General features: G+C 71.8%; 33 protein-coding genes. 32 read left to right on the forward strand and 1 reads right to left on the reverse strand.

All coding sequences use genetic code 11. From position 1 onward, the window contains the following. Window positions 1-30 precede the first annotated feature (30 nt). The 17 genes from ABZ576_RS21715 to ABZ576_RS21795 all read left to right on the forward strand — a co-directional run bounded on the left by ABZ576_RS21715 (window position 31) and on the right by ABZ576_RS21795 (window position 8,755). Complete coding sequence (locus tag ABZ576_RS21715; protein ID WP_360743032.1) at window positions 31-552, forward strand: hypothetical protein; 522 nt, start codon at window positions 31-33, stop codon at window positions 550-552. Beyond that, a complete protein-coding gene (locus tag ABZ576_RS21720; RefSeq protein ID WP_360743035.1) occupies window positions 552-791 on the forward strand; it encodes a hypothetical protein in 240 nt (79 codons plus the stop codon). Before ABZ576_RS21715 ends, ABZ576_RS21720 begins: the two co-directional genes overlap by 1 nt. Next, window positions 788-1,225: a hypothetical protein gene (locus ABZ576_RS21725; RefSeq protein ID WP_360743038.1), complete on the forward strand. Its 438-nt coding sequence runs from the start codon at window positions 788-790 to the stop codon at window positions 1,223-1,225. The genes ABZ576_RS21720 and ABZ576_RS21725 overlap by 4 nt, the downstream gene beginning before the upstream one ends. After that, window positions 1,222-2,109, forward strand: coding sequence for a PD-(D/E)XK nuclease-like domain-containing protein (locus ABZ576_RS21730; protein ID WP_360743041.1), 888 nt, complete (start codon window positions 1,222-1,224; stop codon window positions 2,107-2,109). Before ABZ576_RS21725 ends, ABZ576_RS21730 begins: the two co-directional genes overlap by 4 nt. Beyond that, on the forward strand, window positions 2,106-3,026 hold the full coding sequence (locus tag ABZ576_RS21735) for a hypothetical protein (RefSeq protein WP_360743044.1): 921 nt from the start codon (window positions 2,106-2,108) through the stop codon (window positions 3,024-3,026). The genes ABZ576_RS21730 and ABZ576_RS21735 overlap by 4 nt, the downstream gene beginning before the upstream one ends. After that, window positions 3,023-3,277, forward strand: a complete 255-nt coding sequence (locus tag ABZ576_RS21740; protein ID WP_360743047.1) for a hypothetical protein — start codon at window positions 3,023-3,025, stop codon at window positions 3,275-3,277. Before ABZ576_RS21735 ends, ABZ576_RS21740 begins: the two co-directional genes overlap by 4 nt. Then, the gene (locus ABZ576_RS21745) at window positions 3,277-3,513 is read left to right on the forward strand and encodes a hypothetical protein (protein WP_360743050.1); all 237 of its coding nucleotides are present in this window, start codon (window positions 3,277-3,279) and stop codon (window positions 3,511-3,513) included. The genes ABZ576_RS21740 and ABZ576_RS21745 overlap by 1 nt, the downstream gene beginning before the upstream one ends. Next, a complete protein-coding gene (locus ABZ576_RS21750) occupies window positions 3,510-4,007 on the forward strand; it encodes a hypothetical protein (RefSeq protein ID WP_360743053.1) in 498 nt (165 codons plus the stop codon). The genes ABZ576_RS21745 and ABZ576_RS21750 overlap by 4 nt, the downstream gene beginning before the upstream one ends. Further along, window positions 4,004-4,579: a hypothetical protein gene (locus tag ABZ576_RS21755; protein WP_360743056.1), complete on the forward strand. Its 576-nt coding sequence runs from the start codon at window positions 4,004-4,006 to the stop codon at window positions 4,577-4,579. Before ABZ576_RS21750 ends, ABZ576_RS21755 begins: the two co-directional genes overlap by 4 nt. After that, window positions 4,576-4,815, forward strand: a complete 240-nt coding sequence (locus ABZ576_RS21760) for a hypothetical protein (RefSeq protein WP_360743059.1) — start codon at window positions 4,576-4,578, stop codon at window positions 4,813-4,815. Before ABZ576_RS21755 ends, ABZ576_RS21760 begins: the two co-directional genes overlap by 4 nt. Then, the gene (locus tag ABZ576_RS21765) at window positions 4,815-5,003 is read left to right on the forward strand and encodes a hypothetical protein (RefSeq protein ID WP_360743062.1); all 189 of its coding nucleotides are present in this window, start codon (window positions 4,815-4,817) and stop codon (window positions 5,001-5,003) included. The genes ABZ576_RS21760 and ABZ576_RS21765 overlap by 1 nt, the downstream gene beginning before the upstream one ends. Next, the gene (locus ABZ576_RS21770) at window positions 5,003-5,440 is read left to right on the forward strand and encodes a hypothetical protein (protein ID WP_360743065.1); all 438 of its coding nucleotides are present in this window, start codon (window positions 5,003-5,005) and stop codon (window positions 5,438-5,440) included. The genes ABZ576_RS21765 and ABZ576_RS21770 overlap by 1 nt, the downstream gene beginning before the upstream one ends. 92 nt (window positions 5,441-5,532) lie before the next feature. After that, the gene (locus ABZ576_RS21775; protein ID WP_360743068.1) at window positions 5,533-6,372 is read left to right on the forward strand and encodes a hypothetical protein; all 840 of its coding nucleotides are present in this window, start codon (window positions 5,533-5,535) and stop codon (window positions 6,370-6,372) included. Next, window positions 6,369-6,902, forward strand: coding sequence for a WhiB family transcriptional regulator (locus tag ABZ576_RS21780; protein WP_360743071.1), 534 nt, complete (start codon window positions 6,369-6,371; stop codon window positions 6,900-6,902). Before ABZ576_RS21775 ends, ABZ576_RS21780 begins: the two co-directional genes overlap by 4 nt. 20 nt (window positions 6,903-6,922) lie before the next feature. Continuing rightward, window positions 6,923-7,087, forward strand: a complete 165-nt coding sequence (locus tag ABZ576_RS21785) for a hypothetical protein (protein WP_360743074.1) — start codon at window positions 6,923-6,925, stop codon at window positions 7,085-7,087. Between the two features lie 109 nt (window positions 7,088-7,196). Further along, window positions 7,197-8,132: a hypothetical protein gene (locus ABZ576_RS21790; protein WP_360743076.1), complete on the forward strand. Its 936-nt coding sequence runs from the start codon at window positions 7,197-7,199 to the stop codon at window positions 8,130-8,132. Beyond that, a complete protein-coding gene (locus tag ABZ576_RS21795) occupies window positions 8,129-8,755 on the forward strand; it encodes a hypothetical protein (protein ID WP_360743079.1) in 627 nt (208 codons plus the stop codon). Before ABZ576_RS21790 ends, ABZ576_RS21795 begins: the two co-directional genes overlap by 4 nt. A 43-nt stretch (window positions 8,756-8,798) precedes the next feature. Here the strand turns inward: ABZ576_RS21795 and ABZ576_RS21800 are convergent, their stop codons facing one another. Beyond that, window positions 8,799-9,098 (reverse strand): helix-turn-helix domain-containing protein, encoded by a 300-nt coding sequence (locus ABZ576_RS21800; protein ID WP_360743082.1) that lies wholly within the window; start codon window positions 9,096-9,098, stop codon window positions 8,799-8,801. Between the two features lie 166 nt (window positions 9,099-9,264). Here ABZ576_RS21800 and ABZ576_RS21805 point away from each other — a divergent pair, with 166 nt between their 5' ends. From ABZ576_RS21805 to ABZ576_RS21875, 15 genes are all read left to right on the forward strand, one after another. Continuing rightward, window positions 9,265-9,423, forward strand: a complete 159-nt coding sequence (locus ABZ576_RS21805; RefSeq protein ID WP_360743085.1) for a hypothetical protein — start codon at window positions 9,265-9,267, stop codon at window positions 9,421-9,423. 71 nt (window positions 9,424-9,494) lie between these two features. Then, on the forward strand, window positions 9,495-10,346 hold the full coding sequence (locus tag ABZ576_RS21810; RefSeq protein ID WP_360743088.1) for a protein transporter Sec31: 852 nt from the start codon (window positions 9,495-9,497) through the stop codon (window positions 10,344-10,346). A 58-nt stretch (window positions 10,347-10,404) separates the two neighbouring features. Next, a complete protein-coding gene (locus ABZ576_RS21815) occupies window positions 10,405-10,554 on the forward strand; it encodes a hypothetical protein (protein WP_360743091.1) in 150 nt (49 codons plus the stop codon). Between the two features lie 11 nt (window positions 10,555-10,565). After that, entirely contained in the window at window positions 10,566-11,078 is a 513-nt protein-coding gene (locus tag ABZ576_RS21820) for a hypothetical protein (protein ID WP_360743094.1), read from the forward strand. Next, on the forward strand, window positions 11,078-11,449 hold the full coding sequence (locus tag ABZ576_RS21825; protein WP_360743097.1) for a hypothetical protein: 372 nt from the start codon (window positions 11,078-11,080) through the stop codon (window positions 11,447-11,449). The genes ABZ576_RS21820 and ABZ576_RS21825 overlap by 1 nt, the downstream gene beginning before the upstream one ends. Before the next feature lie 76 nt (window positions 11,450-11,525). After that, window positions 11,526-11,660 (forward strand): hypothetical protein, encoded by a 135-nt coding sequence (locus ABZ576_RS21830; protein WP_360743100.1) that lies wholly within the window; start codon window positions 11,526-11,528, stop codon window positions 11,658-11,660. Window positions 11,661-11,750: 90 nt separating this feature from the next. Then, window positions 11,751-11,951, forward strand: coding sequence for a hypothetical protein (locus ABZ576_RS21835; protein WP_360743103.1), 201 nt, complete (start codon window positions 11,751-11,753; stop codon window positions 11,949-11,951). A gap of 197 nt (window positions 11,952-12,148) precedes the next feature. Beyond that, window positions 12,149-12,721 carry a DUF4352 domain-containing protein gene (locus ABZ576_RS21840; RefSeq protein ID WP_360743106.1) on the forward strand — a complete coding sequence of 191 codons (573 nt, stop codon included), beginning with the start codon at window positions 12,149-12,151 and terminating at the stop codon, window positions 12,719-12,721. Between the two features lie 18 nt (window positions 12,722-12,739). Next, the gene (locus ABZ576_RS21845; RefSeq protein WP_360743108.1) at window positions 12,740-13,024 is read left to right on the forward strand and encodes an HNH endonuclease; all 285 of its coding nucleotides are present in this window, start codon (window positions 12,740-12,742) and stop codon (window positions 13,022-13,024) included. A 6-nt stretch (window positions 13,025-13,030) separates the two neighbouring features. After that, on the forward strand, window positions 13,031-13,468 hold the full coding sequence (locus ABZ576_RS21850) for an AAA family ATPase (RefSeq protein ID WP_360743111.1): 438 nt from the start codon (window positions 13,031-13,033) through the stop codon (window positions 13,466-13,468). 226 nt (window positions 13,469-13,694) lie between these two features. Next, window positions 13,695-13,985, forward strand: coding sequence for a hypothetical protein (locus ABZ576_RS21855; RefSeq protein ID WP_360743114.1), 291 nt, complete (start codon window positions 13,695-13,697; stop codon window positions 13,983-13,985). Then, window positions 13,978-15,456 (forward strand): terminase, encoded by a 1,479-nt coding sequence (locus tag ABZ576_RS21860; protein WP_360743117.1) that lies wholly within the window; start codon window positions 13,978-13,980, stop codon window positions 15,454-15,456. Before ABZ576_RS21855 ends, ABZ576_RS21860 begins: the two co-directional genes overlap by 8 nt. Beyond that, window positions 15,450-15,626 carry a hypothetical protein gene (locus ABZ576_RS21865; RefSeq protein ID WP_360743120.1) on the forward strand — a complete coding sequence of 59 codons (177 nt, stop codon included), beginning with the start codon at window positions 15,450-15,452 and terminating at the stop codon, window positions 15,624-15,626. Before ABZ576_RS21860 ends, ABZ576_RS21865 begins: the two co-directional genes overlap by 7 nt. Continuing rightward, complete coding sequence (locus tag ABZ576_RS21870; protein ID WP_360743123.1) at window positions 15,623-16,951, forward strand: phage portal protein; 1,329 nt, start codon at window positions 15,623-15,625, stop codon at window positions 16,949-16,951. Before ABZ576_RS21865 ends, ABZ576_RS21870 begins: the two co-directional genes overlap by 4 nt. Continuing rightward, entirely contained in the window at window positions 16,935-17,690 is a 756-nt protein-coding gene (locus tag ABZ576_RS21875) for an HK97 family phage prohead protease (protein ID WP_360743126.1), read from the forward strand. Before ABZ576_RS21870 ends, ABZ576_RS21875 begins: the two co-directional genes overlap by 17 nt. The last annotated feature ends 25 nt before the right edge of the window (window positions 17,691-17,715 follow it).

Consider the following 17,715-nt stretch of genomic DNA (forward strand, 5'->3'; position numbering starts at 1 on the left):
GCTGGTGAGCCGCTGGAAGCGGGGCCGCCGATGAGCGCCCGCGACGAACTCCGCCGGTACGTCCGCCTGCTGGCCGACGCCTGGACGCCGCGCGAGCAGACCGACGCCCGAGTGGAGCGGCTGTACTTGCTGGTGCGCACCGAGGTGCTGCACGAGGGCGCGGCCGAGCTGGACCGCATGGCCAACGAGACCGAGGCCCGCGTCGCCGCCCACTACGGACCGGCGTCCGGCATCGGCCCCGGCTCGGCCGACCTGGTTCGCGAGGCGGCCCGCACGCTGCGGTCGATGGCCGAAGGGAAGAGCAGCCGCCCGGCGGCCGACGTCACCCCCGGGCTCACCGCCCGGCAGGAGCGTCTGCTCGACGCGATCCGCACCCACGGCGGCCCCTGGACCACCGCCCGTGTGCTGTCGCTCTACCAGCTCATCGCCCCCGGCGTGGTCCAGCGCGGCACCGCCCGCCGCGACCTCACGGCCCTGCACCGGGCCGGACACCTCGTCCTGGTGGACGACCCCGACAACCGGCACTACGTGCTGCGCAGGAAGGACCGCTGATGCCAGACACGATCACCCGCCGCGGCTGGCTCCTCGCCGCCATACAGCGCGAGACCACCCCGATCACCACGCAGCGCGCCGCGCAGATCCTCGCCGCGAGTCCGTGGGCGTCGGCCGGTCGGAACACCGCCCGGAAGGACCTGCGGGCCTTGGCCGGGCGGGGGTTCCTGGTCGCCGCCGACGTGGCCGGCCGCCGCTGCTACACCCCGACGCCCCCGGAGAGGACGGCCACTCGATGAGCCGCACCACCGACCGCGACAGTGCGATGGCCGAGGCTGTCCGCGAACACCAGATCATCGCGGGCCCCGACTGGCAGGCCGGACGCCACCAGCCGCGCGACCCCGAGGCTGAGATCACCACTCCGTCCCTTGAGGAGATGGCCGAGGCGCCGGGCGCAACGCAGACGAAGTACCGCGTCACGTACGCCCGCGTCGGCCGCCACGGTGGGCGCAACAGTAGCCCCGCCCCGGCCCCGCTCACCGTGTGGGCGGTCACCGCGGACGGACTCGCCGAACACATCCACAGGGACGTGCGGCCGTACCTGTCCTCGCCGCACATCGAGGTGGCCGTAGACCTGGACACCATGCGGGGACAGATCTTCGCCGGGGTGAGCAACGGCGGGACGTTCACGCTGGAGGCGGTCCAGGTTGCCGAGGGCGGTGACGCCGGATGACGACGACCGTGCAGGCCGGGGCTCAGGCCCCGGCCGCCGGCCCGGACCCCATCACCGAGCCTGGCATCTACGACATGGACAACGAGACGTACCACTCCCACCGGTACGCCCTCTCCTCCAGCGGCGCCCGCACCATCATCACCGCCAGTCCCGCCCACTTCCGGTACGAGCAGGACCACCCGCAGCCGGTGAAGAAGGTGTGGGACATCGGCAACGCCGCTCACCGCCTGGTCCTCGGGAACGGGCCCGAGCTGCGCCTCGTGGACTACGACCGGTGGGACACCAAGGCGGCCAAGGCGGAGGTCGCCGAGGCCCGGGCCGAGGGTGCCGTCCCGCTGAAGCGCGCCGAGTACGAGCAGGTGCACGCGATGGCCGACGCGCTCCGCCGGCACCCCGTCGCCTCCCTGCTGTTCGACCCCGAGCACGGCACGCCCGAGCGATCGCTGTTCTGGCGGGATGAGAAGACCGGCGTCATGCGGCGGGCCCGCCTGGACTGGCTGCCGAACCCGCGGTCCGGGCGGCTGATCATCCCCGACTACAAGACGTGCGTCTCGGCTCACCCGGAGAAGCTCCAGCGGGTCATCGATGACCTGGGTTACCACCAGCAGGACGACACCTACCGGTCCGCCTGCCACGCCCTCGGCATCGCCGACGAGACCGCGGCGTTCGTGTTCGTCTGCCAGGAGAAGACCCCGCCGTACGTGATCACCGTGATCGAGGTGAACGCGGCGGCCCGGCGGATCGGCGCCGCCCGCAACCGGCGCGCCCTGGAGATCTTCGCCCACTGCACCGCCACCGGCTACTGGCCCGGCTACAGCGACGACGTGGTGTCCGTCGCCCTGCCGCCGTGGGCCGAGACCCGCGACACCTTGGAGTACCTGTGAACTACCCCGCCACCACCGAGCAGTTCGCGGCCCCGGCCGCGCCGGCGCCCGCGTTCATCGGGCAGGGCACCGCGGTTGAGCAGTCCCGCGCGGTCGCCGAGGTCCAGGCCGCGGTCATCGTGGCCCGCCAGTTCCCGAGGAACGAGGCGCAGGCCATTGCGAAGATGCGGACCGGGTTCTCGCAGCACAGCCTCGCCGTCCGCAGCTTCTTCCGATTCCGCCGCGGCAAGTCACAGGTGTCCGGCGAGACGATCCAGTTCGCCAAGGAGCTGGCCCGCTGCTGGACGAACATCCACTACGGCGTGCACGAGCTGCGCCGCGACGACGCCGCTGGCGAGTCCGAGATGCAGGCGTGGGCGTGGGACCTGGAGACCAACGAGCGCGCGTCCACGACGTTCATCGTGCCGCACACCCGGTGGACGACGGACGACGGCGGCCGGCGCCTGGAGGACCCGCGCGACGTCTACGAGAACAACAGCAACAACGGCGCCCGCCGCCTCCGAGAGATGATCTTCAGCGTGCTGCCGGACTGGTTCCGGGAGCAGGCCAAGGAGATCGCCACCACCACGGTGGAGAAGGGCCAGGGCAACAAGCCGCTGGCGCAGCGCATCGCCGACTGCATCGCCCACTTCGAGGGCCTCGGCGTCACCGTCGAGCAGCTGGAGGAGAACCGCAACCGCGACTCCAGCAAGTGGACGGGGCTGGACCTCGGCCAGTTGCAGATCATCTCGGAGTCGATCCGGCGCGGTGAGATCACCGTGGACGAGGAGTTCCCGCAGCAGCGGGTGACCGCCGGGGAGATCCGCCAGCAGTACGAGCAGCAGTCCGGCCAGCAGTCGACGCCCGAGCAGCCGCCCGCCGAGGGCGCGGGTGCGTGGCCGGCCGCCCGCCAGCCGGGATCGGGGGCGGCGTCGTGAACGAGTGGAACATCGCGCTCGGCGCCCTCGTCCTCGTCCTGTCGCTGGCCGCCGGTGCCCTGCTGTCCCGGGCCTACTTCGCCCCGGTCGCCGAGGAGAGCACCCGGCTCGCCGAGTTGATGCGCCCGCAGGAGGTGCCCGTCAACGACGTCTGCTGGTGCCCGGCTGAGCAGCGGGAGACCCTGCACGCCTACCACCCCGACGGCCGCGAGTGCTGGACCTGCCGCACCTTCACCCCGGGCGGTGCGTGATGGCTGATCTGACCGACGCCGAGCTGGACCAGCTCATCAAGGCCATCGGGCTGAAGCTGCCCCGCGGTGGCAGTCTGCGCAAGCCGATCGCTCACGGCACCTACCGCGGGGCACGGCAGCACTACTACCGCAAGGAACCGTTGTGTCAGCCGTGCCGCCAGGCCGAGCGTGACTACCAGAACGCGCGGTACGCCGAGGGCAAGCGGCAGTACGGCCGGAACAGTGGTGCTGAGTGACCGCCCCGACCCTGTTCGAGCCGGAGCGTCCGGCCGCCACCACGGCGGCCGGGCCCCGGCCCGAACCGTTCGTCATCGCGCTGCCCGCCGGCCTGTTCCTGCTGAACTCGAACCAGCGTCTGAACCGACACGACCGGCACCGCTACGTGAAGGCCCTGCGTGACGCCGCGCGCGAGGCGGTGACCGAGTGCCCGTCCCTCATGGACGCGCTCGCCGCCGCCCAGCCCGGCCCGCTGTTCCCCCGGGCGCACATCCTGGGCGTGCTGCACCCGGCGTCCGGTCGCCGCGCGGACCCGGCGAACTGGTACCCGTCGTTCAAGTCGGCGACGGACGGACTCGTTGACGCGGGCCTCTTCGAGGACGACGACCACACCCGCGTACTCGGCCCGGACATGCGCCTCGGCCGCGTCGTCCGGGGCGGGCAGATCGTCCTCGTGGTCCGCGGACTGGAGCCCGGCGAGGACCCGCTCGGCTACCGGGCGGTGGGCCGATGAAGGTCCGCGCCGACATCGCCGAGTTGCTCCGCGCCGGCCACTCCAACCGGGCCATCGCCCGCCAGCTGAACGTGGACGCGAAGACCGCCGCAGCTGCTCGCGCTGTGCTCGGCCTGCCCAAAGCGAAGAGCGGATACCGGGGCGCTGCCACACCGGAGGATCTGTTCTGGCGGCGCGTGCGGCCGGTGGACGGCGGCCACATGGAGTGGACCGGATTCAACGTCTGTGGTACCCCCAGCCTGCGCCACGGCGGCAGGAACCTCACCGCCTACCCGATCGCGTACCGCATCGCCCATGGCCGCGCCCCCGAGGGGCAGGCGCTGCCCTCCTGCGGACGCGACCACTGCGTGAAGCCCGGCCATCATGCCGACCGCGCTGACAGGGTCCGGGCCCAGGATCGGGCTGCCGTCGTCCGCGCGTGGGCCCGCGGGCTGAAGAAGGCCGCGCGGGTGCTGGAGCGTGAGCGGGCGAAGGCCGACCGTGCACGCGAGCGCGAGCGGGCGAAGGCAGCTCGGGCGCAGGAGAAAAGGGTGGACTACCTCTACTCCGCGATCTTCGGGGCCGGGGAGTGACCGGCCGCCGGCGGCGCCGCGCCCCGCCCGAGCCCGAGTACACCCCGGGTCAGCTCCTCGACTGGCACGACTCCTCGCACTGGTCTGACCGGCCCCTGCCGTGCCGCTACTGCGGCTTCCCTGCGCACACCCGGGACTCGCGGATGAAGCCCGCGCACAAGGTCTGCGCGGAGGAAGCCCTCGCTATCCAGGCCGCCGAAGCGCAGGCCGCCTACCACCAGAACGGACAGCTCTGATGACGCTCCACATCACCGGCCTCGCACCCGGCGACGTCGCCGAGGTCATCGAGTGCCTCCTCGTCGGCGCCGACCACTGCGTCGGCCACGCGCCCGAACTCGCCGAGCAGCGCCGGTCCCTGGCGCACCGCCTCGGTGACTCCCTTGACCTGCTGCCCACCCCGAACACCGGAGAGGAACCCGCCTGATGCCCAAGCTCAGCCCCGCCGACGTCCCCGAGGTCAAGCTCGACAGCGCCGCCGCGCCCATCGAAGCGTCGATGACTCGCGACCAGCGCCGCGGCCTCTTCGAGAAGCCCGGCACCGTCGTCTACGCCATCGTGGAGCTGACGTCCAAGTCCTACACCGGTCACGCCGAGGGCGAGGACAAGGATCCTCAGGTCAAGGTGCGCGTCACCGGCTGCGAGGTCGCCCGCACCGACGAGGACGCTGCCGCCCTGCTGGAGGCGAAGCGCGCCATGTACCGCGGCCGGCAGATCGACGGCACGTTCGATGAGGTCGGTAAGGGCCCCATCCGACCGGACGCCGACCTCGCCGACCTGACCGCGAGCAAGCCGACTGAGGCGGACCTCAAGGAGTACAAGCGGCGCCGCGAGCAGGCCCGCCGCGACGAGTACGTCCGCTAGCCGCCCACCCTCCCGGGACGGTCCCAGCAGGCCGCCCCGGGGGCCCCAGATCTTGCCGGATCGGTTCCGCACCGCACGAGAGAAGACCCCAGTTGAGCACCGAGGAGCAGGCCACCGCCGCCAGCGGCAGCGTGCCGAACGCGTTCGGCAACGCGCTCGCCTGGAAGTGGACACGGCAGATGCCCACCGCCGTCCGGCGCACCGGCCTGCCCACGCTGCTCTACGCCCTGCGCGCCATGGCCAACGCTGCCGGGGAACTTCGCTTCGCCGACCGCAAGCCGATCCGCATTCAGGACATCGCCAAGGCCGCCTGCGCGAACGAGAAGGACACTCGCCGCTACCTGGACGCGGCGATGCGCGCGGGCGTCGTGGGCGTCCTGGGCGAGCGCCGCCGGGGGACGCCGACGCTGTACGTCCTGCTGCTCACTCCGGTGCCGGACTGGGCGGCCGCCGAGGAGTACCTGAGGGGCACCGCGCGGAAGCCGGGCAAACGGCCGGCCGCGTGGCAGGACGAGGAGAGTTCGGGTGACCGCGACCCGAACCAGTTCGGGTCACCGCGACCCGAACTTACCGATGGTACGGCCGAAGAAGTTCGGGTCACCGCGACCCGTATGAGTTCGGGTCACCGCGACCCGAACGGTTCGGGTCACCGCGACCCGAACAACCCAGGGGGTTACCCAAGAGGTTCCCAAGACGGGGCCGGGGTCGGTTTCCAACCTCAGGTAGTGGGCGCTCCCGAGGACCAGCCGGATTCCCACGAACCACACCACGACGACCAGGCCCCGCCGAACCCCGGCGACTACGAGACCTGGCACCGCTGCCCCGTCTGCCGCCGCCGCATCGTCCCGGACCCCCGCCGCCCCGACCGCACCGTGCACGCCCGCTGCGAGCCCTACCTCGCCGAGACCGACCACGAAAGGCACAGCGCATGACCACGCCCGCCGCGCCCTGCCGCACCGACCCCGGACCCTGGTTCAGCCCAGACCCCACCGAACGCTCCTACGCGGCCCGCCAGTGCCGCCCCTGCCCCCTGCTCCTCGACTGCATGCGGCAGGCCCTGGCCGCCGACGAGCAGCACGGCGTGTGGGGCGGTGTGGACTTCGAGGCCCGGGCCCGCGGCTGCGGCACCGAGCGCGGCTACCGGGCCCACCGCCGCCGCAGCGAGCAGCCGTGCGAGTCGTGCCAGGCCGCGTACGACGAGACGCTGGAGACCAACCGCCGCCGGATCCTCGCCGAGGCGCACGCGGCCGGCGGGACGGCGCGCGGCTACTGGACGCACCGCGCCCTGAAGGAAGTGGCGTGCGTGCCGTGCAAGCGGGCGTGCGCGCGGCAGTCGAAAGAGCGCCGAGACCGGGCACGGCAGGGGCGCAGCCGTCCGCGTACGGGCGCCGGGGTCCCTCCGCTCACCGAGGCGCTGCCGGACGCTCCTGCGGTCGCACAGCCACTGCCCCTCGCCAGCTGACCGAACGGAGCCCAGCGCCCATGGACCGCCCCCGCTGCCCCCGCGGCCACTTCCTCCCCGCCACCGGCGCCTGCCGCTGCACCCTCCCAAGGCCCCGACGCCTCAGCACGGACCTCTGGGGACAGGGCCGCCGCATCCTGGCCCGCTCGATGACCACCGTGGACGTCGTGGGGGGCTACCTGTGATCGCCGTCCTCGCCTACGTCCTGCTGGTGACCAGCATCAGCGCCGTCACCCTCGCCCACTGGCTCTACCTGCCCCGCCGCTCGGCCACGACCCGGAAGGACTCGACCACATGAGCCAGCCCAGCCCCGACGCGCGGGACGTCGTCCGCGCCCTCGACGCCCTGACAACGCAGGTCAGACGCCTCGCCGACACCCGACAGTCCGGCATCGCGCTGACGCCAGACACCGCTGACGACAACGCGACGACGCCCGACGAACTGACCGCCGAGGAAGCGCGCGCGGAAGTCGAGCGGCTCGCCACCGAGCTGTACCGGTCCGACGACCGCTTGGCGTTCATCGCCGAGTGCCTTGACACCTGCGACGAGGACGGCATCACGGCCGTACGCGTCGCCCGCGTCCGCAACTGGCTGAACGGGCCGAGGTGCGGACGACAGCTGCCGATGGACCCGGTGCACATCCTCGGCATCGAGCCCGAGGCGCCGGCCGCCGACGAGGACGCGCAGCGCACCGCCCGCCGGAACAGCCTCCGCATCCTCCTCGCCCGCGCCGCTGCCGGCCTCACCCCCGACGAGGACGCGCTGCTGCGCCAGCACACCGAGGCCGAGATCCGGGAGGCCGACACCGCGCGGGCCGTCGCCCGCTCGAACCTGCAGCACGTACAGACGATCGTCCCCGAGATCGACCGGCTGGCCGCCGAACTGGAGCAGGCACAGGAGCGGGCCCGCAAGGCTGAGCGCGCCGCTGATCTCCTCGCCGACGCCCACCGCCGCGCTGAAGCGATGGAGCGCGCAATGGAGTCGACCGCCGCTGACGCTCTTGCACACCGCGGATGCCACCGCGACCTGATGGCACAGTGCTTGCGCGCCGAGCGGGCCGAGGCCGCCATCAAGCGGGTGCGCGCCCTGCGCGATCCGATCGCCGAGGCGCTGGAGCGGGCCGACTACCGACACGACATGCGACGCGGTGACCTCGCCGACTCGATCATGCCGGTCATCGTCGCCGCCCTGGACGGCACCGAGCAGTCCGAGGAGAGCACCACCCCGTGAACATCTGCGGCCTGTGCGAGCAGCCGATCGAGACCGGCTACCTGTGCCCCCGGCACACCGTCCGGCTCGCCGAACGCCTCGCCGAACTCCCCACCCTGTACGCCGAGGTCGCCGAGTGCCTCGTCCCCCGGCGGCACAGCTGGGGCGACATCATCGCCACCAAGGGCGCGGCCGGCCCCCAGTCCCCGCTCAACGAGGACGTCCTCGACACCGTGAGCACCGCCCGGGCCGCCGAGGTGGTCCGGCTCTGGCGGGTCGACGTCCAGCGCGTCCGCTGGCCACACCACGGCGCACCAGCCCCCGCCCCGCTCGCCGCGGACTGCCGGTGGCTGGCGATGGAGCTCGACTGGATCGCCGCCCACTACCCGGCCGCCGGCGACCTCGCACGCGAGGTGAGCGACCTGGAGACGCAGGCCCGGGCCGTCGTCGGCGACCCGGTGCCCAAGCGCAAGACCATCGGCCAGTGCATCGCCGTCACCGACGACCAAGGCACCGTGTGCGGGTCGGACATCACGCACCGCGCCGGCGAGTCCCGCCTCGTCTGCCCGAAGTGCGGCTGCGTCTACGAGGGGCAGACCGACCTGCTGCTGTTGCTCCACTACCAGCCGAGACAGACGGCATGAGAGGGCCCCCGCACACGGTGTGCGGGGGCCCTTGCGTGTTCGGCTACTCTCCGGCGTCCGTCCTCTTCGGCCGCGCTGTGCCCGAGCCCTTATAGCCGCGGAACGTGTCCTGTACCGTGCTCAGCTTGATCCCGAGGTGGTCCGCGATCTCTCGGTAGGACATGCCGTCCCCGTCGTTCCACAACTCACGGATCAGGTCGCTGCGCTCAGCCGACCACTCCCGGTTGCGCTTGACCTGGTCGGCCATGATCCGGCTCTTGGCACGGACCCGCTCCACCCGGTCGGGGATCTGCTCGACCGTGTCCAAGGCGTCCGACACGCGGCGCACCTCCTCGTCGCTCAACTCCTGGCCCTTCTTTCGGTGGGCCGCTTGCGCTGCACTGTAGGGGACCCCTACAGTCACGGCAAGCAGTCCGTACTGCGATGTACGACGGCCCCCGCCCCGCTGAGTTGGCGCTCCGGGACGGGGGCCGGACCCACCCACAACCGTGACGAAGGAGCAGGTCCGCATGGAGCGTACCGACCAGCCCAACCCGCAGCCCAGCCCGGCGCAGCCCCAGCCCAACCAGATCCTCGCCCAGCCCGCCACCGTCCAGGCGTGCGCCGAGGACTACGTGGCCGGCGCCGACGTCCGCCAGGCCATGAACCGGCAGGACTCCCGCCGCTGACCGCCGCAGACCGGCCGGGTCCCGTACATCCCCCAGCGGGACCCGGCCTCCTCACGCTCCGGAGGAGCGCCGTGAAGACCCGCACCATCGAGCGGACCCGCCTCGTCCCCCACACGGTCGACGGCCAGACCGAGATGGTTCTCGACCGCGAGACCATCGAAGTCCCCGCGCCGCCCCGCGACTGGGACCAGGCCGTGCGCGTCGCCGTCACCATCGGTGCCGCCCTCCTCGTCACCGTCTCCCTCACCTGGACCACCGCATCCATCGGCGCCCTCCTGGCCATGTCCGTCGTCGCGGTCGTCGCCTACGGAGCCGCAGTCGCCTTCGACGCCGCATGGATCATGTGCATGGGCGTCGAGTGGCTGCTGCGCTCCGACCCCGACCGCGCCACGCTGCCCCGCCGCGTCGGCCACGCTGCGCTGGCCGTGTCGATGGGCGCCGTCTTCGCACACGGCTACCTCTTCACTGGGCAGTGGATCGTCGGAGCCGTCGGCGCGCTCGTCTCCACGCTCGCCAAGGGCGGCTGGACCATCGCCATGCGCGCCCACACACGCCCCCTGGATCCACTGACCCAGCAGTGGGTGGCCAAGCGGCGGGCCGCGGTCAACGGTCAGCTCGCGCTGATTCCGATCCGGCGGGAGCTCCAGCGCGGCGAGGCCCTCGTGGAGGCCGAACAGCGCAGCCTCGCCGCCCTCGCGGATTCCGGATCCGCCGATCCGGACCAGTCCGGACAGTCCGCGGACGGTTCGGATCCCGATCCGCAGCCGACGGCCACCGGCCCGATGACCATCAAGGATGCCGTCCGGACCGCCGTGGATTCCGGAATCCGCGAGCCGGATCGAGTCCTCGCCTACGTCCGCAAGGTCGCCGACGCCAACGCCCGCGAGGACACCGTCGCCCGCTACATCCGGCTGGCCGGCTGATGGGCGCGCAGCCGCCGCCCGGCGGTGAGGAGCTGCTCGCCAACAGACCCGTCCGGCGGTGACCGTGTTGGCCATCTTCTTCACCCTCGCAGCCGTCGCAGCCCTCCTCGGCCTCGCCCTGGTCGACCTGCGCACCGTGCCGCCCATCACCGGCACCTGGGCCCTGATCATGACCCTCGCGGCGCTCGGCGTCGCCGTCCTCCGCTGAAGGACCACCCCATGAACTACGTCACCTATGGCGGCGTGACCATCGGTCTCGGTCTCCTCGTCTACGAACTCGTCACCTGGTGGCCGGGTATCAAGGCCCTGAAGAAGGATCCCGTCAGGCACGCCTCCCGGCTCCTGCCGTTCCTCCTGTCGTGGGCATACGGCTGCCTCACGACACTCGGCGTCGGCGGCGCGATCGGCTGGATCTCCGGCACGATCCTGGGCCTGTCCAACTGGCTCGGAGACGCCGCCCTTGTCTGGGGTGTCGGCGGCTCCGGCGGGCAGTCCGCCGGACGCGCCACGTTCCTGCCGCTGTCCGGACCCGGCCTCGGCATTGTGCTGATCCTCACCGTGGGGTTCATCGCCGCTGTGAAGAAGTCCAGCGAGGACCAGGCGAACGTCCTAAAGCGGGGCGCCTGGTGCGGCATCACCCTCGGAACCTCGGCAGGCGTGGCCGGGTTCGCCGCCGTCCCGCTCGCGCAGGCCGCGAACCTGCTCGGTGACAACACCTACGGGCGGATCTAATGGCCGGACGGACGGAGCGGCCCGCCCCCGCCGAGGAGCCCGAGGCGCCCAGCCCACTCGCCGGCGGGTGCGTGCTCCTGGTGCTCGGCGGCACCGCGCTCGGGGGCGTGTTCGCCGCGTCGCCGGAAGCCGGGATCCTCGCGGTCTGGCTGGTCGGCGTGGCCGCCGTCTGGTGGTCCACACGCCGCCGGAAAGGTACGCACCAACCCCTCCCCTCCCCCACCGCGCCCCCCTCCCCTCACGACGAACAGGCAGGTCAGACCGTCGTCGTGTACCGAGAGGGGATGTTGATCTACCGCACGCCGGACCGCGACAACCCCGTCCGCACCCACGTGCACGTCGAACTAACCGCCGACGAGACGCACGCCTGAGACCCCGGGGCGGCCCGCGCCTGCCAGCTACCGGCCGCCCCGGTCCCCATCCCAACCACGAGACAGGACCGCCATCATGGCACTCGGCTGGAAGAAGAAGCCCGAGCCCAACGACCCCCGGCTGAAGGGGCACGAGACGACGTACAGCAGTTCCCACGGCGGCTGGGTGAAGCCCGAGAAGAAGCCGATCCCCGGCACCCCGAAGAAGTAGGGGCGGACGACGCGCCCCCCTGCCACACTGAACCTCGGGCCCCTCCATCGCACCCCCGTCGATGGCGGGGCCTGCCGCATCATGGACACCATGGCGTCACAGCACCTCCGCCCCGGCCACCTCACCGCCGAGCAGACCCGCACCGTCCTCGGCATCACCGCCGGCGCCCTCCGCCAGCTCGTCTACCGCGGCCAGCTCACCCGCTCCGGCGGCACCGACCGGTACCCGTACTACGCCGTCGCCGACGTCGCCGCACTGGTCCTCAAGCGCCGCTCGCACGCATCCGCTTGACCGCAGGTCAGACGCTGTGTGACGATCCCGGTGTACAACTGTGCCCCGAGACGGCACCACAGAAGCTACCTGAAGCCCCGGCCCGGGCGGGGCTTCGCCGTACACCCCCTCAGGGTCACAACACGGCCACACAGCCAACGCAGCGCCCCCACACGGAGCATGATGCCCTCTCCGAGCATCAGCACCCTGGGGGGACCATGCACGCCCGTAGAGCCGCCCACGCGGCCCTGCTCATCGCAGCCACCGCCACCGCATGCACCAGCGGCGAACCGAAGACCATCCGCGTCACTGTCACGCAGACTGTCACCTCGTCGCCCAGCACGAAGACCGCGGCAGACACCGACTCCGGCATCCTCAAGATGGGCGCTACGAAGACCATCAACGACACCGAGAGCGACGCACGCATCACAGTGCAGGTCGTGGAGTACCAGCAGCCGTTCAAGGGCCCCCAGCCGATGAAGCCCCAGGACTTCCAGGGCGGCGACATCTGGGCCACGATCAACATCAAGATCTGCAACGTCGGCACCACGGACATCAGCGTGAGCCAACGACCGTGGGCCCTCACCTACAGCGACAGCACGCGCATCGAGTCCACCGGCAGCAGCGGCGGCGACATGCCCAAGCCCGAGTTCCCCATGGACAAGGTCGTCAAGGGCGGCCGGTGCGCGGCCGGGCTGATCGCTTACCCCGTGCCCAGCAGCAAGCACCCCGAGCGGATCGTGTACGAGCCCGACGGCCGCGAGCCCATCGAGTGGGCCGTCAAGCACTGACCGCAGGAGGTGGCGCCCGTGGCCGGCAACCCCCGCAACGGGCGCCCCTACCGCCGCCTAGTCGACTGGCTCCGCGCCCAACACCTGCCCTGCTGGATCTGCGGCCGCGAGATCGGCTACGACCTCGACGCCCGTCACCCAGCGTCGTTCACCCTCGACCACCTCGTCCCGCTCTCCCGCGGCGGCGACCTGCTCGACCGCGCCAACGCCCGCCCCGCACACCGCCGGTGCAACAGCAGCCGCGGCAACCGAGCGCGACCGTCACCCAAGGTGGCACCCCAGCGGACCTCGCGTAGGTGGTGACGCACGGTGCTGTACGTCGTCACCGGCCCGCCGGCCGCGGGCAAGTCCAGCTGGATCGAGGCGCACGCCACACACCGTGACGTCGTCATCGACCTCGACCGCATCACCTCCGCGCTCACCGGACCAGGCGCACCCCCGTGGAGCCAGCACCCGCTCCACCTACGGGTCGCCCACCGCGCCCGCTACGCCGCCATGGACGAAGCCTTCCAGCTCCTCGACCAGCTCGACGTCTACCTGATCCACACGATGCCGAGCGCCAAGCACATGGCCAAGTACAAGCGGCTCGGCGGCCGCATCGTCGTGGTCGACCCAGGCGAGACGATCGTCATGCAGCGCATCGACGCCATGCGCGACCCGGCCATGCGCAGGGTCGCCACCCGCTGGTACAACGCCCGCCGCGGCCGGCCACGCGAGGCCATGCCCCAGGCGTCCCGGCCCTGGTGACCCGACGTCACCCAGAGCACCGGCCCCGGACTGACCCCGCCCAGCGACCAGGCCAGACCATGATCCACCGGGGAGAGTGAGTCGAAAGTTCAGCGCCTTCCCGGGCGACCCAAACGCCCTTGTCGCCCGATTTTTTGCGCGGCGATTTTTCAAGATCCATGCGCGCGAACTCGGTTCGACCATTTTAGTGGGTTGTCACTCTGCGTGATGTGACTGAGTGTGACGGGTGGTGGTGATCATGGGCGCGGTCGCCGACGCGATCAACGCCGAGATCGAACAGCTCGGCGTCGAGCCGGTCTCACCCGGACTGGCCGAACTCGCCACCAGCCTCGCCCGTTCCGTCGATGAAGCCGACGCCCCGACCGCGAAGGCGGTCGCCGCCCGGGAGTTGCGCGCCGTGATGGCTGACCTGCGCAGGCTCGCCCCCGTCGCCTCGAAGGGAGATGCCGTCGATGACATCGCTGCTCACCGAGAGAAGCGCCGCGCCGAAGCCGCCCGGAAGGCATCCGGTGGCTGACGACGGCCAGGTGTACGGCTGGCAGCAGCCACCGATCGAGGTCGTGCCCCCGTCGGTGTCCAGCGCCGGCCAGGAGGCGATCGACCTCGCGGCCCGGGCCGGGCTGCACCTCGACCCGTGGCAGCAGCACGTCCTGCGGCGAGCGATGGGCGAGGACCCGGACGGCTCGTGGTCCGCGTTCGAGGTGTGCGTCAACGTCCCACGCCAGAACGGCAAGGGCGGCATCATCGAGGCCCGCGAGCTGTGGGGCCTGTTCATCGGCGGCGAGCAGCTCATCCTCCACTCGGCGCACGAGTTCAAGACGGCAAAGGCCGCGTTCAAGCGCGTTGAGCGGTTGATCCGAGGGTGCCCTGACCTGCACAAACGCGTCAAGGCGTACCGGTACACGGTCGGCGAGGAGTCGATCGAACTGCACTCCGGGCAGATCCTCCGCTTCATCGCCCGCTCGAAGGGCAGCGGCCGGGGCTTCACGGGCGACTGCAACATCCTGGACGAGGACATGATCCTCGGCGACGACGCGATGGACGCGCTGCTGCCGACCATGGCGGCCGTCGCCAACCCGCAGATCTGGTACCTGGGCAGCGCCGGCATCGGCGCCCCGTCCGTGCAGCTGGGCCGTCTGCGGCGCCGCGCGCTCGCCGCGCTGGAGGCCGGCACCCCAGATTCGTCGCTGGCGTACTTCGAGTGGTCTGCCGAGCTGCACGTGGACGAGTGCCCGGCCGGCTGCACCGAGCACGACGACCCGGCGTCCGACGAGGCGGTGTTGAAGGCGAACCCCGCGGTCGGCTACCGGCTGACGCTGGAGAAGGTGGCCAACGAGCGGGCCACGCTCAGCAGGGACGGGTACGCGCGTGAGCGGCTCGGTGTGGGCGAGTACCCGTCGGATGAGGCGGACACCTGGCAGGTCATCGGCGAGGACGCCTGGCGGGCCCTGGCCGCGGCGGAGTCAGCACCCAGTGATCCGGTGGCGTTCTCCATCGACATGACTCCCGAGCGGTCGCACGCGGCGATCTGCGTGGCGGGCCCGTGGCGGGGCGGAGTTCACGTCGAGGTGGTCGAGCACCGCCCCGGCACGGGCTGGATCCTGGAGCGTGCGAAGGAGCTGCACGCGAAGTGGCAGCCACGCTGCTGGGTCATCGACGGCGCCGGTCCGGCCGGATCGCTCATCGCCGACCTGGAGGACGAGGAAACGGGCCTGGGCGTCACCGTCGTCCAGCCCAAAACGCGCGAGGTGGCGGCGGCCTGCGGCCAGTTCTACGACTGCGTGGCCGAGCAGACGCTGTCCCACCTTGACCAGGCGCCGCTCGCCGCGGCGTTGGCTGGCGCGCAGAAGCGCCCGCTGGGCGACGCCTGGGCCTGGGCGCGCCGGATCGTCTCAGTCGACATCAGCCCCCTGGTGGCCGCGACGCTGGCGAAGTGGGGCCTGGGCGCCGAGGTCGAGGAAGAGAAGGGAGCGCCGAACCTGTGGTGAGAACCGCCCTGCACTTGCTGGAGCTGCTGCTCGTCCTCACCGCCCTGTACGGCGTCGCCCTGGTCCACGTGCCCGCCGCGCTCATTCTGGGCGGCCTGGCGGGTGTTGTGGCCGTCGAGCGGGCCCTGTCCCGGCCGCCGCCCACCCCACGGAAGGAGCGCCGGTCATGAGCCTGTTCGGTCTGTTCGAGCGCCGCTCCGTCGAGAACCCCGCGGTCCCGCTGACCTCCACCAGCCTGGTCAGCCTGCTGGGCGGTACGGCCGGTGAGGCCGGCGTACCGGTCAGCGAGACCGGAAGCCTGCACATGCCGGCGGTGTGGCGTTCGGTGGCCGTCATCGCCAACGTGGCCGCCGCGCTGCCGCTGCACACCTACGCCGCTGGCACCCGGGACCGCACCAGCGTGGCCCTGTTGGAGGACCCGCACCCGGAGTTGACTCGGTTCGAGCTGTGGCGGCTGGTGTACGTGCACCGGCTGCTGTGGGGTAACGCCTACCTGCAGAAGGTCCGCAATGGCGGCGGCCAGGTGGTGCAGCTGTGGCCGATCCGCCCGGACCGGGTGAAGGTCGACCGGGAGCCGCCGACCCCGGAGAACCCGGGCGGCAAGGTGTTCTGGATCCAGGACGACAGCGGGGTGCGGCAGCGGCGCACCACCCGGGAGATCCTGCACCTGCCCGCGCTGGGGTACGACGGCGTCACCGGCTGCTCTCCGATCCGGGCCGCGGCCGAGGGCATCGGCTTGGGTCTGGCCGCCGAGAAGGCCGCAGCGAGGCTGTACGGGTCCGGGAATATGATCTCCGGGGTGCTGCAGACAGAGCAGCGGCTGAACAAGGAGCAGGCCGAGCAGCTCAAGGCGTCCTGGAAGGCCAAGCTGTCCGGCAGCCAGGCGGCGCACGACATCGCCGTCCTCGACTCCGGGGCCTCGTTTCAGCCGGTGACCATGCCCTACCGCGACTCCCAGTTCCTGGAGTCCCGCCAGTTCCAGGTGGTCGAGGTGGCCCGCATGTTCGGCGTGCCGCTGTTCCTGCTGATGGAGACGCAGAAGTCCACCAGCTGGGGCACGGGCCTGGAGCAGCAGGCGCAAGGTTTCGTGACCTGGGACCTGGCCCCGACGTGGCTGACGCCGACCGAGCAGCGCGTCACGAAGGAGCTGCTGGGCACGGACCAGTACGCCAAGTACCAGCTGGGCGGGTTGCTCAGGGGGGACAGCGCCGCCCGCGCCACGTTCTATCGGGCGATGCGCGACACCGGGGCCTTCTCCGCGGACGACATCCGGGACCTGGAAGACCTGACCCCGATCGGCGGCCGCGAGGGCGACATGCGTCTGCAGCCGCTGTACATGGCCCCGCTCGGCACCGACCCGACCGTGCAGGCCCCGGCCGCGGCCAGCGAGCCGGACGACCGCGCCGCGCGCGCCGCCCGCCATCTGGCGGCCGCGCACCGACTGCTCACCCCCGAGCCACCGCAGGAAGGCGAAGCCGATGACCACCAGGAATGAGGAGCGCCGCGATCTCACCCTGGCCACGGCCGGGGTGCAGCTGCGCGCGGCCGGCGACGACCAGGGCATGCGCAGCTTCGCTGGCCATGCCGCCGTCTTCAGCCAGAGAACCGCCATCGGCAACCCGCTGACGTGGGGGTTCTACGAGGAGATCGCGCCGGGCGCGTTCACCAAGACGCTCAGCGAGGGTGACGCCCGGTTCCTCGTGGACCACGACACCCGGCTGGTCGTCTCCCGGGTGTCGGCCGGCAGCCTGCGCCTGGCGCAGGACCAGACTGGCCTGGCGGTTGACTCGGACCTGGACACCCGCTTGTCCTACGTCGGCGACCTGGTCGTGAACCTGGAGAACAAGAACGTCACCGGGATGTCGTTCGGGTTCCGCACGGTGAAGGACGAGTGGACGTCCGTCACGGTGCAGACCTCCGAGGGCGACATGGAGGCCGAGCTGCGCATCCTGCGCGAGGTGCAGCTGTACGAGGTCAGCGCCGTCACCTTCCCCGCCTACGAGGGCACCGACGCCGCCCTGCGCTCCGTCGGCGTAGCGCTGGCCGCCCGCGGCGACACCGCCGCCTTCGACCGCCGGGCCGCGCTGCGGCCCGAACTTCTCGACTTCCGCCCCGAGCCGGCCGCCCGCGCGGCCACTCGGGGCAGTGACGTACCCCAGCCGGGAGAGACCACTGGGAGCCGTCAGGCGAGGCAGATGGAGCTGCTCGCCGCCCGCTACCGCCTGGCGCGGTAGCCGCACCCAATCCCACCCCCAGCCC

It is taken from the genome of Streptomyces sp. NPDC013455 (genome assembly GCF_040632975.1).
Taxonomy (GTDB): Bacteria; Actinomycetota; Actinomycetes; order Streptomycetales; family Streptomycetaceae; genus Streptomyces.

What these genes read in the sequence shown, in the direction of transcription:
- ABZ576_RS21715 (WP_360743032.1), top strand. Translation starts at nt 31, where the DNA reads ATGAGCGCCCGCGACGAACTCCGCCGGTACGTCCGCCTGCTGGCCGAC.
- ABZ576_RS21720 (WP_360743035.1), top strand. Translation starts at nt 552, where the DNA reads ATGCCAGACACGATCACCCGCCGCGGCTGGCTCCTCGCCGCCATACAG.
- ABZ576_RS21725 (WP_360743038.1), top strand. Translation starts at nt 788, where the DNA reads ATGAGCCGCACCACCGACCGCGACAGTGCGATGGCCGAGGCTGTCCGC.
- ABZ576_RS21730 (WP_360743041.1), top strand. Translation starts at nt 1,222, where the DNA reads ATGACGACGACCGTGCAGGCCGGGGCTCAGGCCCCGGCCGCCGGCCCG.
- ABZ576_RS21745 (WP_360743050.1), top strand. Translation starts at nt 3,277, where the DNA reads ATGGCTGATCTGACCGACGCCGAGCTGGACCAGCTCATCAAGGCCATC.
- ABZ576_RS21755 (WP_360743056.1), top strand. Translation starts at nt 4,004, where the DNA reads ATGAAGGTCCGCGCCGACATCGCCGAGTTGCTCCGCGCCGGCCACTCC.
- ABZ576_RS21765 (WP_360743062.1), top strand. Translation starts at nt 4,815, where the DNA reads ATGACGCTCCACATCACCGGCCTCGCACCCGGCGACGTCGCCGAGGTC.
- ABZ576_RS21770 (WP_360743065.1), top strand. Translation starts at nt 5,003, where the DNA reads ATGCCCAAGCTCAGCCCCGCCGACGTCCCCGAGGTCAAGCTCGACAGC.
- ABZ576_RS21780 (WP_360743071.1), top strand. Translation starts at nt 6,369, where the DNA reads ATGACCACGCCCGCCGCGCCCTGCCGCACCGACCCCGGACCCTGGTTC.
- ABZ576_RS21785 (WP_360743074.1), top strand. Translation starts at nt 6,923, where the DNA reads ATGGACCGCCCCCGCTGCCCCCGCGGCCACTTCCTCCCCGCCACCGGC.
- ABZ576_RS21790 (WP_360743076.1), top strand. Translation starts at nt 7,197, where the DNA reads ATGAGCCAGCCCAGCCCCGACGCGCGGGACGTCGTCCGCGCCCTCGAC.
- ABZ576_RS21805 (WP_360743085.1), top strand. Translation starts at nt 9,265, where the DNA reads ATGGAGCGTACCGACCAGCCCAACCCGCAGCCCAGCCCGGCGCAGCCC.
- ABZ576_RS21820 (WP_360743094.1), top strand. Translation starts at nt 10,566, where the DNA reads ATGAACTACGTCACCTATGGCGGCGTGACCATCGGTCTCGGTCTCCTC.
- ABZ576_RS21825 (WP_360743097.1), top strand. Translation starts at nt 11,078, where the DNA reads ATGGCCGGACGGACGGAGCGGCCCGCCCCCGCCGAGGAGCCCGAGGCG.
- ABZ576_RS21830 (WP_360743100.1), top strand. Translation starts at nt 11,526, where the DNA reads ATGGCACTCGGCTGGAAGAAGAAGCCCGAGCCCAACGACCCCCGGCTG.
- ABZ576_RS21835 (WP_360743103.1), top strand. Translation starts at nt 11,751, where the DNA reads ATGGCGTCACAGCACCTCCGCCCCGGCCACCTCACCGCCGAGCAGACC.
- ABZ576_RS21840 (WP_360743106.1), top strand. Translation starts at nt 12,149, where the DNA reads ATGCACGCCCGTAGAGCCGCCCACGCGGCCCTGCTCATCGCAGCCACC.
- ABZ576_RS21870 (WP_360743123.1), top strand. Translation starts at nt 15,623, where the DNA reads ATGAGCCTGTTCGGTCTGTTCGAGCGCCGCTCCGTCGAGAACCCCGCG.
- ABZ576_RS21875 (WP_360743126.1), top strand. Translation starts at nt 16,935, where the DNA reads ATGACCACCAGGAATGAGGAGCGCCGCGATCTCACCCTGGCCACGGCC.